The organism is Chryseobacterium scophthalmum (assembly GCF_900143185.1).
In the GTDB taxonomy this organism is placed as follows: Bacteria; Bacteroidota; Bacteroidia; order Flavobacteriales; family Weeksellaceae; genus Chryseobacterium; species Chryseobacterium scophthalmum.
Genome location: NZ_FSRQ01000001.1, coordinates 1017846 through 1034788, shown reverse-complemented (window position 1 = coordinate 1034788; position 16943 = coordinate 1017846). Strand labels below are relative to the sequence as shown.

At 32.9% G+C, this 16943-nt stretch carries 16 protein-coding genes and 1 riboswitch; of the genes, 4 read left to right on the top strand and 12 right to left on the bottom strand.

The genetic code is table 11. The features are described from left to right. Nucleotides 1-6: 6 nt before the first annotated feature. A complete protein-coding gene (locus tag BUR17_RS04760) occupies nt 7-3195 on the top strand; it encodes an efflux RND transporter permease subunit (protein WP_074229199.1) in 3189 nt (1062 codons plus the stop codon). 331 nt (nt 3196-3526) lie between these two features. On the opposite strand, the gene BUR17_RS04755 is transcribed toward BUR17_RS04760, so the two are convergent. The 4 genes from BUR17_RS04755 to metE form a co-directional block, all read right to left on the bottom strand. Continuing rightward, nucleotides 3527-3973: a KTSC domain-containing protein gene (locus BUR17_RS04755; protein ID WP_074229198.1), complete on the bottom strand. Its 447-nt coding sequence runs from the start codon at nt 3971-3973 to the stop codon at nt 3527-3529. A 134-nt stretch (nt 3974-4107) separates the two neighbouring features. Continuing rightward, entirely contained in the window at nt 4108-4767 is a 660-nt protein-coding gene (locus tag BUR17_RS21180; RefSeq protein ID WP_074229197.1) for a hypothetical protein, read from the bottom strand. Between the two features lie 33 nt (nt 4768-4800). Further along, nucleotides 4801-5448: a hypothetical protein gene (locus BUR17_RS04745; protein ID WP_074229196.1), complete on the bottom strand. Its 648-nt coding sequence runs from the start codon at nt 5446-5448 to the stop codon at nt 4801-4803. A gap of 102 nt (nt 5449-5550) precedes the next feature. Further along, complete coding sequence (gene metE, locus BUR17_RS04740) at nt 5551-7866, bottom strand: 5-methyltetrahydropteroyltriglutamate--homocysteine S-methyltransferase (protein ID WP_074229195.1); 2316 nt, start codon at nt 7864-7866, stop codon at nt 5551-5553. A 523-nt stretch (nt 7867-8389) separates the two neighbouring features. Next, nucleotides 8390-8574: riboswitch (cobalamin riboswitch) on the bottom strand. Between the two features lie 154 nt (nt 8575-8728). Between metE and BUR17_RS04735 the strand changes: the two genes are divergently transcribed. Further along, entirely contained in the window at nt 8729-9190 is a 462-nt protein-coding gene (locus tag BUR17_RS04735) for an Lrp/AsnC family transcriptional regulator (RefSeq protein ID WP_074229194.1), read from the top strand. Here BUR17_RS04735 and BUR17_RS04730 read toward each other — a convergent pair whose 3' ends face one another. From BUR17_RS04730 to BUR17_RS04700, 7 genes are all read right to left on the bottom strand, one after another. Next, on the bottom strand, nt 9191-9955 hold the full coding sequence (locus tag BUR17_RS04730) for a hypothetical protein (RefSeq protein WP_074229193.1): 765 nt from the start codon (nt 9953-9955) through the stop codon (nt 9191-9193). A 37-nt stretch (nt 9956-9992) separates the two neighbouring features. Continuing rightward, entirely contained in the window at nt 9993-10586 is a 594-nt protein-coding gene (locus tag BUR17_RS04725) for a hypothetical protein (RefSeq protein WP_074229192.1), read from the bottom strand. Nucleotides 10587-10606: 20 nt separating this feature from the next. Beyond that, a complete protein-coding gene (locus tag BUR17_RS04720) occupies nt 10607-11179 on the bottom strand; it encodes a hypothetical protein (protein ID WP_074229191.1) in 573 nt (190 codons plus the stop codon). Between the two features lie 28 nt (nt 11180-11207). Further along, a complete protein-coding gene (gene nudK / locus BUR17_RS04715; RefSeq protein WP_074229190.1) occupies nt 11208-11789 on the bottom strand; it encodes a GDP-mannose pyrophosphatase NudK in 582 nt (193 codons plus the stop codon). A 179-nt stretch (nt 11790-11968) separates the two neighbouring features. Further along, the gene (locus tag BUR17_RS04710) at nt 11969-12874 is read right to left on the bottom strand and encodes a TIGR01777 family oxidoreductase (protein ID WP_074229189.1); all 906 of its coding nucleotides are present in this window, start codon (nt 12872-12874) and stop codon (nt 11969-11971) included. A gap of 13 nt (nt 12875-12887) precedes the next feature. Continuing rightward, entirely contained in the window at nt 12888-13226 is a 339-nt protein-coding gene (locus BUR17_RS04705; RefSeq protein ID WP_074229188.1) for a DUF2116 family Zn-ribbon domain-containing protein, read from the bottom strand. A 6-nt stretch (nt 13227-13232) separates the two neighbouring features. Continuing rightward, nucleotides 13233-13829: an HPP family protein gene (locus BUR17_RS04700; protein ID WP_074229187.1), complete on the bottom strand. Its 597-nt coding sequence runs from the start codon at nt 13827-13829 to the stop codon at nt 13233-13235. 445 nt (nt 13830-14274) lie between these two features. Here BUR17_RS04700 and pnuC point away from each other — a divergent pair, with 445 nt between their 5' ends. Together pnuC and BUR17_RS04690 are read left to right on the top strand one after the other, a co-directional pair. After that, nucleotides 14275-14868, top strand: a complete 594-nt coding sequence (pnuC, locus tag BUR17_RS04695) for a nicotinamide riboside transporter PnuC (RefSeq protein WP_074229186.1) — start codon at nt 14275-14277, stop codon at nt 14866-14868. Nucleotides 14869-15159: 291 nt separating this feature from the next. Further along, nucleotides 15160-16176: an acyl-CoA dehydrogenase family protein gene (locus BUR17_RS04690; RefSeq protein WP_074229185.1), complete on the top strand. Its 1017-nt coding sequence runs from the start codon at nt 15160-15162 to the stop codon at nt 16174-16176. Nucleotides 16177-16231: 55 nt separating this feature from the next. On the opposite strand, the gene BUR17_RS04685 is transcribed toward BUR17_RS04690, so the two are convergent. Beyond that, entirely contained in the window at nt 16232-16873 is a 642-nt protein-coding gene (locus BUR17_RS04685) for a hypothetical protein (RefSeq protein ID WP_074229184.1), read from the bottom strand. Nucleotides 16874-16943: the final 70 nt, after the last annotated feature.

Genomic DNA, 16943 nt, shown 5'->3' with positions numbered 1-16943 from the left:
CAGCAGATGAAGTTAGCAGAAATATCCATTAAAAGGCCGTCCCTCGTTATCGTATTATTTACGATCCTTACGTTGGGAGGTTTATTAAGCTACTCCATGATGGGGTACGAGTTGATTCCGAAATTTGAAACTAATATGGTAACCATTTCTACGGTTTATCCGGGAGCTTCACCTTCTGAGGTAGAAACTTCGGTGACCCGAAAGATCGAAGATGCTGTAGGTTCTTTGGAAAACGTAAAAAAGGTAGAATCATCTTCATACGAAAGTTTATCAGTGATCATGGTTCAGTTGAACACAGGTGCTGATGTAAACTATGCTTTGAATGATGCTCAAAGAAAGGTAAATGCTATTTTGGCAGACCTTCCGGAAGATGCAGATCCTCCTTCTTTGCAGAAGTTCTCATTGGATGATCTACCGATCATGACTTTGAGTATTACCAGTAATAAATTGAATAATAAAGAGCTTTATGACCTTTTAGATAAGAAGATCGAGCCTATTTTTTCAAGAGTAAATGGTGTTGCTCAGGTTGACCTTGTTGGTGGACAGGAAAGAGAAATTCAGGTGAATTTAGATGAAAAGAAATTGCAGGGTTACGGTCTTTCTATTGGAGACGTGCAGCAGGCAATTCTTTCTTCTAACTTAGATTTCCCTACAGGTGCTTTGAAGACCAGAACTTCAAGGTCTACCATCAGACTTTCCGGAAAGTATAGAGATGTGAATGAAATGAATAACCTTGTTGTTTCTAATAAAAATGGAGCACAGGTGCGTCTTTCAGATATCGCTACTGTTTTTGACAGCCAAAAAGATGTAGAAAAAGTGGCAAGATTCAATCAGAATTCTACCATTTTAATGCAGGTGAAAAAACAATCTGATGCCAATGCAGTAGCGGTTTCAGAATTGGTTCAGAAAACTATTGCTCAGGTTCAGACAGATTATAAAGTTCAGGCGATCAAAGTAAGTATCGTAGATGACTCTACAGATTTTACGCTTGAAGCAGCAGATCACGTAATTTTCGATTTATTCTTAGCGATTATTTTGGTTGCTATTGTAATGTTGCTATTCCTTCATAATATAAGAAATGCATTTATTGTAATGGTTTCTATTCCATTGTCTTTGATTGCTACGGTGATCGGAATGTATTTAATGGGATATACTTTAAACTTAATGAGTTTACTTGGACTTTCATTGGTGGTAGGTATTCTTGTGGATGATGCGATTGTAGTTTTGGAAAACGTTTACCGCCACATGGAAATGGGGAAAAGCAGAATTCGTGCAGCGTACGATGGAGCTTCAGAAATTGGATTTACGGTAACGGCAATCACGATGGTAATTGTGGTGGTATTCTTACCAATTGCAATGAGTTCGGGCTTGGTATCTGATATCTTAACTCAGTTCTGTATAACGGTTGTTATTGCAACATTGTTTTCATTATTGGCTTCATTTACTATTATTCCTTGGTTATCTTCAAGATATGGTAAATTGGTTCATTTGTCAGGTAAAAATCCTTTCGAGAAATTTATCCTTTGGTTTGAAAAGCAATTGGAGAAATTCACACACTGGATCACAGGAATCTTGGAGTGGGCTTTAAAATCAACTTTAAGAAGAATAATGACCGTAATTGTTACTTTCATTATCTTAATTGCTTCATTTATGTTGGTAGCATTCGGATTTATCGGTGGTGAATTCTTCCCTAAAATGGATAGAGGACAGTTCCTTGTTCAGATGGAATTACCTAAAGATGCTTCTGTAGAAAAAACCAATCAAATAACTCTTGAGGTTGAAAAATATCTTAGAGCAGATAAAGATGTTGTTGATATGATTACAACAGTAGGTCAGCAATCATCAGGTTTTGGTGGTGCACAAGCAACTTTGTATCAGTCAGAAATTCAGGTAATTTTAGTTGATAAATCTGAACGTAATGAAAGTACAGATATTAAATCTGCTAAAATTAAAAGAGCTTTAGAAGAAAAATTCACCGGAGTTGAGTTTAAAACAGCGCCAATCGGATTAATGGGAGCAGACAATGCACCAATCGAAATGGTAGTAACTGCTCAGGATAACGAAACAGCAAACAAAGAAGCAAACAGAATTCTAGAATTGCTTAAGAAAGTTCCTGGTTCTGTAGATGCTGAATTGTCAACTGACTCAGGAAACCCAGAAGTTCAGGTGAATATCGATAGAGATAAAATGGCTTCTTTAGGTTTAAATCTTTCGAGTGTAGGACAAACGATGCAAACTGCATTTAATGGAAATACAGACGGAAAATTCAGAGCTGGAGAGTATGAATATGATATCAACATCCGTTTTGGTGATGCCAACAGACAGTCGATCGAAGATGTAAGAAACTTGATGTTTACAAATCCTCAAGGGGAACAGATAAGACTTAGTCAGTTTGCAGAAGTGAAAATGGGTTCAGGGCCAAGTTTGCTAGAACGTAGAGACAAAGCGCCTTCTGTAAAGGTGAAATCTAAAGTTGTAGGTCGTCCTGTAGGAGATGTTGCCAACGAATGGGCAGCGAAGTTTATGGATAACGAAAAAACAAAACCTGCAGGTGTTTCTTATATCTGGAGTGGTGATATGGAAAACCAGACTGAAGGTTTCGGTACTTTAGGAATTGCTTTATTAGCAGCTATTGTATTGGTTTATTTGGTAATGGTTTCATTGTATGACTCGTTTGTGTATCCGTTTGTGGTATTGTTCTCAATTCCTTTGGCATTGATCGGAGTAATGGTTATTTTGGCCATCACCGGAAATTCAATTAATATCTTTACGATGTTGGGGATGATCATGTTGATTGGTTTGGTTGCGAAAAACGCGATCATGATCGTCGACTTTGCCAATATGAGAAAAGCTGCAGGAGCAACTACGCACGATGCTTTGATTCAGGCAAACCACGCTCGTCTTCGTCCGATCTTGATGACTACTATTGCGATGATCTTCGGTATGATCCCGATCGCAATTGCAAAAGGAGCAGGAGCGGAGATGAACAACGGATTGGCTTGGGTAATCATCGGTGGTTTGACATCATCATTATTCCTTACTTTGATTATTGTACCGGTAGTATATTCACTATTCGACTCAATGTTAAGAAGAATGGGTAAACATGAAAAGCCAGACTATGAAGCTGAAATGAAAGCTGATTACGAACATAGAGAACTAAGTGAAGACGGGTTTACCGCAAAACACGTAGATTAATATAACAACCTTTAATTAACCTAAAAGCGCATCAATTTAATTGATGCGCTTTTTTATGTCATTGCGATGAGCGAAGCGTCAAAAGATAAACAGAATCTTTGTCATTCCGGTAGGAATTTAAGCAGAATTATTAGAGATTAACTTTGAAAAGATTCGTATTGGGATCTCTACGAGATGACAAAGTGGATGTGACTTTGCTAGGCAAAATCTTTGCTTCTTATAAACGTAACCTAAATCAAACACTTTGCGCCTTTGCGATTAAACAAAATAAACAAAATAAAAAAAGCCTCCGGAAAACCGAAAGCTTATCATTCATTTTTCATGCAGAGCATTAGTCTGCCATCACTTCACCAGACTTTCTAAAGGTAAAATTCCCATAGATATGTCTTCTTGCGAAACGACTTGGCGAATCTGCATTCACCATTTTGATATAGGTATTTCTAGGAACACCAATATATTCAAACATTTTACCATTCAAATGTTGCACTTTCAAAATAGATTTCTCCAAATAAAAATCAGTAATGATTGAAGTGGTAATCGTTTCTGTGTATTCTTCTTTGTATTTTTCCTGCGTTTCAGGGTTGATGCTTACCAAAAAATGATAGGCCTCAATCACAGATTTGCTTTTTTCTTCTGCAGCCAGTTTCCCTTCTTCATCATTCACAAATTTATCAGGATGTGTATCTTTCATCACATTTCTGTAAATTGTTTTCAAATCTTTCAAAGTAGCGGTATTGTCTACCTCAAGAAGTTTTCTGTAATCACCTATTTTTTTCATAACGTACAATCCTTATTTCGGGGTGCAAAATTAAGAATTTAAATTGAGAAAACCGTAAGTTTTTGATTATTAATTTATTTGAGATTAAAAAGATATGTTTAAATTAAGATTTAAGAAAGATTAATAATACTAAATTAAATTTTAATTAGTTTTTCATTAACAACTTTAATAATTTTTCCGGTAGCAATTAATTGTAAATTTTCATATAGCTTGAAACCCATTCCTGCTTTTAATTTTGCGTGAAAATATGCTTGAGATAGGATATCAATTTCTGCATTCACAATATCTCCAGGGAAAGCATAATCTGTCCCAATATAAATTTGACGAGCAGAAGTTTTGTAATCATCAAAGTTGAAAACTAATTGACATCTATAATCACTTTTTACATAATTTTGTCTCCCTCCTTCATTTTCTTTTTTTAAATGAATTTTAGCTATAAAATCACATTTTGAATTTTCAGTTTCTAATTTATTCTCATTAAAATATTCATAAGCATAACCTTCTAAATCTCCACCTTCAGAAATTAGATTGTCTTCTTCATCATAAATTTTAAGGGATTCTTGTGAACCTCCAATACTTGCCGAACCATCCAAACCAAGCAAAATTGTATAAAAGGTATCATCTAAAAGATAAGAAATGATCTTTTTTAATTTTTCAGTTTCAATATCATTAAGATTTAATTCTTCAATTTTTGTTGAAACAAAAGTTCTGTGTTCTGATTGAATATCAAAAGTTGAATGGAGAATATTTTGTTTTTCTAAATAGAAGTTTTTTATGAAATCTTCGGATGTCATTTGAGATTTAATTAATATTAAAAAAATTACTAATTAAGAATTTGGTGCTCTTAAAATACAAGCCCATAAATTACCATGATTAAACCAAGAAAACAAATATTGATTTTTTAATTCAAATAATATTTTTTTTCCACCAACACTTGTATCATAAACTTTGGCTTCGGATAAGAAGTTATTAGAAATGTCATAGCTCCAATTCTTAGATGCTTTATTTTTAGGGTTTATAAAATGTTCATAATCCGTTAAAACTAAACAAGTAGTAAAAGAAACATAATTGTTTATTAAATATAATTCAGAATAATGTAGATCTTTATAAACTTCACACATGAATATGTCACTTCCTCCTCTGTTTTTACCTGAGTATGCTAATTTTTTATAAAACTTTAATTCAATGGAATGTTTTTTATGGATTTTTGAATCTTTATAATCTATTATAATGTCTGCAATAATCTGTCTGTTATTTATAATATGTGATGATTCTAATTCTATTTCAAACCTTTCATCAGGAGAGAATTTTACTAACTGTAAGATATTACTTAAAATATTTGCATAATGAAGTTGTAGAGATGCTTCTTTATTAACCCTTATTTCATAATTACTAATTTTTGACAAGCAAACTTTCCAAGCAAAATCAATTGACCATTGTATTTTTTCGTCTAATACATCAGGTATATCATTCATGTAATTTTGAATTCATTTTAACAAAAGTAAATATTTATTTTAAATAAATTATAATAAAAAAAGGAGCCCCAAAAGGCTCCCGAAAAAATAAATATCAATAAATTAAAGCGTCTCCAAAGCAAACTCCTCATTCATCTCCCTCGAAGCCTCCACCATGGCAATCAGCGCCTTTTCCGTTTCATCCCAATGACGGGTTTTCAAACCACAATCAGGATTTACCCAAAGTTGCTGTGCAGGAATCACAGATTGTGCTTTTTTAAGCAATTCTACCATTTCCTCTTTGGACGGAACTCTCGGTGAGTGAATATCATAAACTCCCGGTCCAATTTCATTCGGATATTTGAAATCAGCAAAAGCATTCAACAATTCCATCTGACTTCTGGAGCATTCAATTGTGATTACATCAGCATCCATATCGGCGATATTTTGAATGATGTCATTAAACTCAGAATAACACATGTGTGTATGAATTTGCGTTGCATCTTCCACACCGCTTGCCGAAATTCTAAAGGCTTCAACTGCCCATTTCAAATAGTTTTGCCAGTCAGATTTTCTCAACGGGAGTCCTTCACGAATTGCTGGTTCATCAATCTGTATAATTCTGATTCCCGCTTTTTCCAAATCATTTACCTCATCACGGATCGCCAAAGCAATTTGTTTACAAGTCGTTGAACGAGGTTGGTCGTCACGAACGAAAGACCATTGAAGAATCGTTACAGGACCAGTCAACATTCCTTTTACCCATTTTTTAGTTAAAGACTGTGCATATTCTGACCAATAAACCGTCATCGGATTTGGTCTGTGAACATCTCCAAAAATTACCGGAGGTTTCACGCAACGGCTTCCGTAGCTTTGAACCCAACCGTTTTGTGTAAACGCAAATCCAGCCAACTGTTCGCCAAAATATTCCACCATATCGTTTCGCTCAAATTCTCCGTGAACCAACACATCGATCCCGATTTCTTCCTGCCAACGGATCGTTCTTTCGGTTTCTTGTTTCAATAAAGTATCGTATTGTTCAGCATTCAATTCCCCTTTTTTGAATTTTGAACGCCAGTTTCTCACTTCTTTCGTCTGCGGAAATGAACCAATTGTTGTTGTCGGAAACAAAGGAAGTTGCAACACTTCTTGCTGCGTTTCTTTTCTTATAGTAAATGGCGAATTTCTTTGTGCATCTTCTTCTGTTGTTACATCAACACGGTTTTTCACATCCTGATTGTGAATTAATGTGGATATTTTACGGTTTTCAATCGCCTTTTTATTTTCAGCTAAAGTCTGTAAAGCATTGTAATCCGGATTTCCTGAAGCTAATTTTTTTAAATGAACGATTTCATAGACTTTTTGTTTGGCAAAAGCCAGCCATTGCTTGATCTCAGGAGATAAAATGTCTTCGTTTTTCTCAGAATCAAGGTCGAAAGGAGAGTGGAGTAATGAACAAGACGGAGCAATGAAAATTCTTTCCGAACCAATTTTTTCAACGGCTTTTTTAATAAAATTTAAAGACTGGCTGAAATCATTTTTCCAGATATTTCTTCCGTCGACAATTCCTAAAGAAAGACTTAATGTTTCAGGAATTGTACTTAAAACTTCATCCAATTGTTCAGGACAACGAACCAAATCAACATGCAAAACATCGATCGGAAGGGAAGTAGCCAACGCCAGGTTGTCTTTTAATCCTTCAAAATAAGTTGCAACAATAAACTTTAATTTCGGGAATTGCTTTCTGATCTCAGCATAAATAAACTGATAGGTTTCTTTCGCTTTTTCAGTTAAATCTAAAGCTAAAAACGGCTCATCAAACTGAATATATTCCGCACCGTGATTTTCAAGTTCTTTTAAAATCTGAATATAAACCGGAAGCAAGTTTTGAGCTAAATCCAATTTGTCAAAACTTTCTTCTTTCTCTTTTCCTAGTAATAAATAGGTCAACAAACCGATAATCACAGGTTTTGCATTAATTCCCGCCTGTTTTGCGCTGATGAATTCTTTGATGATCTTATTGGAGAATAATTTAAACTCCTGATCTTTCTGAAATTCAGGAACGATGTAGTGGTAATTGGTATCAAACCATTTCGTCATTTCCATCGCGGTGATATCCAATCCATCTTTCTGAAATCCTCTTGCCATCGCAAAATAAAGATCGATTTCAGATTTTTTGAAAGCAATTTCCTGATAACGTTCCGGGATTGCTCCAACCGTTAAGGTCATATCCAAAACCTGATCGTAATACGAAAAATCGTTGCAAGGAATAAGATCGATTTCTGCTTCCTGCTGCAGTTTCCAGTTGTTTTGAGTGATGGTTTTTCCGGCTTCTAATAATTCGTCTAAAACAATTTTGCCTGACCAATATTGCTCGCAGGCTTTTTTGAGTTCTCTGTTGCTACCAATTCGCGGATAGCCAAGAAGGTGTGTTTGCATTTCTTAAAAACTTTTAAATTAAATAATGATTTTAAAAGCTCTTCAGATGCTTCGTAATGCTCTCTTAGAAAGAGATTTTGTGGAGTAGAGTAGATACCATGAATATGTAATTTTCTTATCAATAATTTTTAAAATTTGACCATTAAGAAGATTTAAGTAGTTAAGATACATTAAGAAACATCGAAGATGTTTTACATAAGCGTAACATTTAATAATTTGAGATGGTCAAATTATCAGAACTTAAAATTCTCAAATTCTTAATGTTGAATTTTTTGACGCAAAGTTTTAATTCAAATTTCTATATTATTTAAGTAGGCAAAGAAGAATCAATAAATTGATTTTAAGAAGCGGACGTATAAAAACATCCACTCCATCAGCGACAAAGTCGCAACTCTTTGCTCCCTAAAAATAAGAAGTCATAACAAAAAATCTTTGCGTTTAAAAATTAAAAAAGTTAGAATTTTAAACCAAATTACATTCAAAAGTATCATCTGTAAACCCAAAAACTCCAATTTGCGAGAGCATTGATCATTCGGAACAGGCAGGTCTCCTGACTTGTAACGGTTTTTGTCATCCTTCCCGTTTTCACAGTGGATATTCTCGGACAAAAACTTTTGGTGTGTTACTTACAGTTGCGCGACAGTTCGTGATTCTCACACGATTCCCTATTAATTTATCTTAAATAAAACCTTTTCCGTTTGATGAAGTATGTGAAAGAACAATTTCTTTGGTAAAGATAGGGTTAAAGTGAATTGATTGGTTTTAATTTAAAAATAAAGGATATTGTTCTTTTTATTTTAATTATAAAAGATATTTATTCTTTAAATTTGAAAATTATAATCAAAAAAAAGAATATTATTCTGTGGAAAGACTCGACGAAAAGGATTTACAACTATTAAGAATCCTCCAAAAAAATGCAAAACTGACCGTAAAAGAGTTAGCTAAAGAAGTAAATCTTTCAGCATCACCTGTTTTTGAACGGATGAAAAGACTGGAACAGGAAGGGTATATTAAACATTATGCAGCTGTTTTGGAAGCTGAAAAACTCAATCGTGGATTTACTGTTTTTTGCCAAATTAAACTCAAAATTCATGATCGTTCTGTAGGAAACCAATTTGTGGAAGATATTCTGCAGATCGATGAAGTGGCAGAATGTTATAATATTTCAGGCGATTTTGATTTCTTACTGAAGGTTCAGGTAAGAGATATGAAACATTATCAGGATTTTGTGTTTAATAAACTAGGAAGCGTAGATTCTATCGGAAGTACACACAGTACTTTTGTGATGGCGGAAGTGAAGAATATTTATGGGGTGAGTATTTAATCAAATATTTTCAAAAGGAATTATTTTATCATCAGTCAATCTCTTTTTCAAGCGATCTGCATATTGATTGGCAAACTTTTCTTTTTCGACTTTTGGAAGACTCATATAATGATTATCTCTGATTTCTTTTGCATCATAATCTTCATCATCATTTCCAGGTCTCTCCACAACTTCTAAACAATGTACGTAATGCCCAAATTCATGCAATAAAGTTCTGTAAAGTTGAGTATTTCTTGAAGATTCTAATTTTAGTTCAGAAACAAAATTTCTTTTATTTTCAATGAAGAGGTGTCCGTCTTCTTTTAACCGTGTAAATTCTTTTTGGTCTTCAATGGTTTGTTTTTTAGACCAGATTAATTTTTTATTTAAATCAATAGAATCTAAAACTATTGCAGGGAAATATTCGTTTTCAAATTCAAAACTATAGATTAATCTACCCCAAACCGGAGAAATTATTTCTTCTTTTCTTTTGGGTTGGCGAAGAATAATAAATCTCAATTCTCCATAATCTTCTTTAGGTATATGCTGAATAATTTTTGCTAAATCATTCACCGAACAAGAATGAAAGCAGTTTTCCCGGGTTTCTTCAGTTATAAATAAAAATTCATGTTCATTGATAATTCTAATCTCTGTTTGAAACTTTTCTATTCTTTCATAAAAAGATTTCAGTGTTCCGTAAGGAGTAGAAATTTTCAATTTATTATCCTGACTAAAACCTTGATTTTCGGTTCCTATATTTCTGTTTCTTCTTGTTGGATTAAACATGGGACTAAATTACAAACTTGGTTTTACTAAAAATAAATTATTTCAAATTACGATTCGTGTGATAAATCGATGCGAGTTCCTCTGTAGGAATTCTAACTGAATTTACATCATAAATATTGAAGTTTATCGACTGATGATCTTCATAAGTTTCAGCATAAAAAATTAATGCATATTTATTATTTCTAAAATAGATCGGCTTTGAAAAACTATAAACAATAGAACACATCAATTGTTCTTCTTTGGTTGGGAAATTTTGTATCAAACCATGATCGATGATCAGATCTTTAAAATATAAAGCTTTTGAATTTGGAAATAAATGATCATTCCACAAAAAAGTTTTTAACTTATTCAATTCTGAAATAAGATATTCCCGCTCAGATTTAGAAATCGAAAAATAATTCTTTTTACCATAATCTTTTTCAAACTTATTTGTTTTCGTTAAAATTTCTATAGCTTGATCAATTGATTCGCCATCAATATCTTTTGTGTAATATAAACTGTCGCATTTTACATTTCCATAACTTTCTCTGCTCTTCATTTCTAAAGGGATATCGAAATAATCGAACTTTTCTTGACTTGAAAATAAATTAAAACTTGAAATTAAAATGATTAAAATAAATTTTTGTTTCATTTTTTTACAATTTATTTGATCTATTCAGTATCAATATACGTCAGTTTTGCCCCTTTAATAAATTCTTCCAAAGAAATGTCTTTTGTAGCTTTATCATTCATCAATTCAAAAAGATAGGTTGAGGTTGTGTTTAATCGAATGTCTTTTAGTGAAACTTTAAATCTCTTTGTTTTTATGTTTGAATTAAAAAAAGTCAGTTCAGAAGTGTTGCTCAGCTTGATATTATTCACATCAAAAGAAGCTTTTGGATCTTTCTGAAGTTTTAAAAACCTTTTCTGGGTTTTATCGGTCGACTCATCCAGGAATTTCTGCATTTGATAATCGGTTAAAAGCTGCGGATAGATCAGACCTTCTTTCAGAATTGTAGCAGTTATTTTATCGGATTTGTCATAATAAACTGTCTTATCATCAAACTGTATCAGATTATCTTTTACAAGAATTTTACCTACAAATTTTTTATAATTTTTCTTTTTATAATCGGTTTTAAAATGGTCAACGATGGCAGCATCTTTCGTGCTCATTTTTTCATTTTTCTGGGCAAAAAAATTAGAAGAAAGCAATATTGAAAGACCAATTGTGAATATAAATTTCATAATACTTTAGATTTTTGGATTTAAATATTTAAAGAATATTTTTAAGACGAAGATGTTGCAAAAGTATAATGGTTTTGGCATCTTTTATTTCACCATTATCAATCATAGAAAGGGTTTCATCAAACTGAAGCTGTAAAACTTCGATGTTTTCACCTTCTTCTTCCAATCCGCCACCTTCGTTTATTTTCATATCATCAGAATATTCGGCGATAAAAAAATGCAGAATTTCGGTAACAGATCCAGGCGACATATAAGCTTCGAATATTTTTTCGACTTTCGAAATTTTATAACCGGTCTCTTCTTCAGTTTCTCTTTTAATGCAGTCTTCGGGATTATCGTTGTCTAAAAGTCCAGCACAAGCTTCAATCAACATTCCGTCCGGATTTCCGTTGATGTACGTCGGAAGGCGGAACTGTCTCGTTAAAATTACATTTTTAGTATGCGTGTTGTACAGTAATATAACGGCCCCGTTTCCTCTGTCATAAGCTTCCCGGCTTTGGGTTTCGGTGTGTCCATTTTCTTTTTTTATATTGAAGGTTACTTTTTTTAAAGTGTACCAGTTATCAGATAAAATCTCTGTTTTCTCGATACTTACATTCGTCTCTTGCATTCTATATTGTATGTCTTTTTATTTATTAAATTAATTCTTTCAATTGTCAAAGTTTTGTCTTTTTATTAATTTGTCATTCCGACGAAGGAGGAATCTATTAACCTTTAAAAAGATTCTTCATTCCACTTCGTTTCATTCAGAATGACAAGTAATTTATACCAATTAATATTGAAAATCATTTACTTCTTCAGCAAATCTTCCAAAGCCATTTTCAAATCAGGAAATTGAAATTCAAAACCTGCCTTCTCTATTTTCTCTGATGAAGCTCTAAAACCTTCCAGCAAAGCGTCTGCCAATTCACCAAATATCAATTTCAAAATAAATGATGGAACATTCGGCATGAACAAAGGCTTGTTTAAAACATTCGCAATTAATTTCGTCAAATTTTCATTTGTTGTATGTTGTGGCGCTGAAACATTGTAAGAACCTTCAATTTCAAGATTTTTTAAAGCAAACTCATACATCCTGCAAATATCATCAATATGGATCCACGGCATATATTGTTTTCCGCTTCCAAGTGGCGATCCAATTCCGAATTGTATCGGAGTCATCATTTTTGCCAAAGCGCCTTCATTTTTAGAAAGAACAACAGCTGTTCTTATTTTTACCACTCGTTCTGCGATATTTTGCTCTTTAAATTCATCAGCAGCTTTTTCCCAAACTATGACAACTTCACTTAGAAAGTCATTTCCGGGAGCATCGTTTTCAGTGAAAATTTTATCTGTAGTTTTTGTTCCGTAAAAATTAATTCCAGAAGCTGAAATAAAAGATTTTAGCTTTAAATTTTTCTTTTTAAGTGTATTTAAAATCAATTTTGCAGAATCTACACGACTCGAAATCAATTCTTTTTTTCGGTCTTCTGTCCAGCGTTTTTCAGAAATATTGGCTCCTGCAAGATGAATGATATGGCTTACGTTTTCAAAAGCATTTTCGTCAACAATCTGGTTTTCAAGATCCCATTCAAATTCGTTTTCAGCTTCTTTCTTGCGGGTTAAAAACCGTATGGAATATTGGTTTTCCAGTTTTTTTGAAAGCACTCTTGCAATGGCTCCGCTTGCACCGGTGATTAATACAATTTCTTTCATTACAGTGTTTACATTAATTTTTTACAATGAGAACGTAATCTTCTTCAAGAATTTTATAGCCGTGATCGTAAATAAACTTGTATTCCGAACCGTTTTTATACACTTTTATATTGGTGAAATAATTAAAATCAAAACCTAAGCCATCGAGTTTAGATTTTGGAATTTTGGTTTTTCCGTCGATATTTATTTCATTCAGAATGCGGTAGTTTTTACGGAGTTTATTGTTTACATTCCGCATCAGGTTGCTCGAATCTTTATTTTGCTTATTGTTGTAAGCATTTCTACAGGCATCATTACAGAATTTTTTATCAGATCTTCCAATGATTTTTTCGCCGCATTCTATACATTCCATATTTTTTTAATTTTTCAAATTGTGTTTGTGTCTTTTATGTAAAAGTCGCTTCCATTTTGTACTGTTGGGATAACTTCTGTGTTTAGTCATATTATTAAAAACCAAAGCCACCAAAAGTAAAATTAAGCAACCCGAAAGAACCGGAGAAAGTACATACCAATATCCCAGTTCAGGAATTTTACCCGTTGAGCTTACTGCAATTAACGCCGTTGCTCCACCGGGTGGATGAAGCGTTTTTGTATATTGCATGGCAACAATTGAAAAAGCAACAGCGAGTGGTGCAGAAAGCCAAATAATATCAGGAACAATTTTAAAAACGGTAACTCCGATTAATGCTGAAATTACATGTCCGCCAACAAGATTTCTAGGCTGAGCGAGTGGACTTTGAATGGCTCCGTAAATTAATACACAAGAGGCTCCGAATGAACCGATTAAAAAAATATTCTCTTGTTTGAATAGATATTGAGACTGCAGTAGAGCGATCAATCCAATTCCGAAAAACGCACCCAGAAAAGACCAAAAATGTTCTTTATAATCAACAAGTGTTTCTTTATAAATGACATATTTTGAAACTCTGAGCGTTCTTTTGAAAGTTTTTTTCACAATAAATTTATTTGAAATTTAAAGGTACGAAATATCCGTTTGTAAACGGGTATGAATGAAATCATTATTAAATCTAGGTAGTTTGTTTGTCATTCCGCAGGAATCTAAAATATGATGTAGAGAGATGTTTGCAGCACGACAAACTATTAACTCTCGCAGATTAAACAAATTTTGCAGATATAAAAGCTTAAAATAATCTGCTTAATTAACTCAATCTGCGAGAAAATTATTTCTAATCTCAATTGTTCCTTTTGCTTCTTTTTGCAATAAAAAAGACCAAATATTTTTTAATGTCATTTAAAAACATCAATTTTGCGCCATCAATGGGGTGCTGCTAATTGCGGCTGAGATGATACCCGGGAAAATTTTCCACACCTGATCTGGGTAATTCCAGCGTAGGGATTTTTTGATTTATCATCTCATCATTTAATTTATACAAGTTAATTTGATGCAGGACATTTTACAACAGATCACCTTACCAGAATGGTTTGGGGTTTTCTTTTCAGTATTTCAGGTTTTATTGGCAAGAAAAAACAATTCCAATAATTATCTTTTCGGTGTTGCCGGAATTTTATTAACGCTTTACGTGATGATTCAGTCTAAACTCTACGCAGAGTTTACGCTTAATCTTTACTATCTGGTAATGAGCATTTACGGATGGTTGTACTGGAAATTTGGAAAGAGAAAGTCTGAAACATCAATTTCTGAAACGACCAATAATGAAAAATTAATTACCGCAGGAATTGTGATTGGAACCTTTAGTATTTTCTATTTTTTCCTGACAAATTTTACCGATTCTGATGTTCCGATTTTGGATTCTTTAGTCAGTGCTTTTGCATGGGCTGGAATGTGGTTGATGGCTCGTAGAAAAATTGAAAACTGGATTTTACTCAACATCAGCAACATTATCGCAATTCCGTTATTGATTCATAAAGACCTTTATTTGTATGCGGTTTTGACGGCTTTCTTATTTATTGTCGCAATTTCTGGTTATCTGGAATGGAGGAAAATTATTAAAACTAAATCGGTTGTTGTTTAATTAAAATTCTCAAACGAATCGAGATTATCTGCTTAATCTGTTAAATCAGCGAGAAATAATTAAACGCAAAGTTTTATATTAAAAATACATATTTTAAAGGAGCAAAGATGGCGACAAGTCGCTGATGAAGCTTGAAAACATATGCTTAGAATCAATTTTATTGATTATTCTTTGCCTCTTAAATAAAAGCGCACAGAAATAAAACTTTGCGTTAAAAAAAATAAGAATTATAAAGTCCCATTTAGATTAAGGAAATTAATCTGTTTAATTATTCAGAGATAGATAAAAGGTATGTTTACACCTAAAGAAATAAGAGAAAAAATGCATGGAGCTTCTGAAGTCCCACAGTCAATCATGGCTCAGATCCATCATGAAAGATTGCTTCAGATTTGGGTCCCGAAAAGGTATGGCGGATTGGGATTACGATTAAAGGAAGGCTTGCAACTACTTTTTGATTGGTCAAAAATAGACGGGAGTTTAGGCTGGATGTTAACCTTATGTTCGGGTGCTAATTTTTTCTCAAGAAATTTAAACCCCAATATAGCTAAAGAGCTTTTTTCCAATTCAAAAACCTGTTTTGGCGGAAGCGGAATGATTGGCGGAACAGCTGAAAAACAAACCGACGGAACTTTTTTGATTAACGGACTTTGGCATTTTGCAACGGGCGCTCCCCATTTAAGTCATTTTACCTTAAACGCAAAACTAACCGAAAACGGAAATCCTTTGCTTGATGAATCAGGAAATGAACTCATCAGATCTTTTGTTATTTCTAAAAATCTGGTTGAAATAATTCCGAACTGGAAATCGATGGGAATGAAAGCAACCGGAACTTATTCTTTTAAAGTTGATAATGTAAAAGTTTCTGAAGATTACAGTTTTATTTATGATGAGTTTTTTACGGATGATGCTTTAGATAAAATTCCGTTTAGGATTTTTGCAGATTTGACATTGTTGGTTAATTATCTTGGAATGGCTTCTCATTTTTCAGAAGAAGCGATTAAAATCCGCCCTCATCTTGATTTAAAGTTTTTCGATAAAAAAATAGAAGATGCGATGGTAAAAGTGATTGAATTTGCCAATGAAATTGAAGGATTATTAAACATGTCTGAAACGATAACTCAGGAAAAACAATCAGAAATTCACGATTATTCTTCAGATTTGGTTGAAAGTTTATCACAACAGATTTTGCAGATCTACATTCAGTTAGGAATTAAAGCGAGTCATACCGATTCTACAGTTTATCAAGTTTTCTGTGATTATTTTACGGCGACGCAGCATTCTAATTTTAGGAGAGAGTTTAAGAATTAGAATGCAAGAATATAATTTGAAGGTGGAAGAACATTAAAATATTTTTGAAGCTATTTTATTCATTTACTAGTTCTATCCAATAATTTACCAAATCTTCTTCAGAAAATAATTTGGAAATGTTTTCTTTAACGTTTATGCTTTGCCTATCTCTATTTTTAATTTCACCCTGAAATGGTTTCGTTATCGAATAATACCACTGCTTCTCAATTAGTAAATCTTTTGGTGAAAATCTTTTTATAGGACCAACTATTTTATATGAATCAACAAGTATTGTATCAATTTGTAGGTTTTCATACGGATTATCTATTTCAATTGAATCATCCTGAAATAATTCTTTAACAATTTCCTGATCTGTAGGGTTACTATAAATAGTTGTCCAAAGATAAACAGGCTGATTTGACAAATTTAAAAAACCTCCTTTTTCAAGAATATTATTATCAACTTGAATATTTGCATTTACCAAAACTTTATCACAGTATGAATAAACCTTATGTTTTCCAAACTCAAGACTTACGTTAAATTCTTCTTTAGGTTTAATTATATGTTGCTCATCATCTATTTTAACAATCATCTCTTTGGAATAAGGATTATATATTACAATATCATTTTCATGAGATTTACTGATTAAGAAAAATGTAAATAATAGTATCGCAGGAAGTAAGCCTAAAAATATAAAGAATAAATTTTTATTTTTCATTTGAGAATTTTAATGAGTTATCAAGTTGATGAGATAAGTTCAAATATAATCAATAAAAATTTTAGGGTAT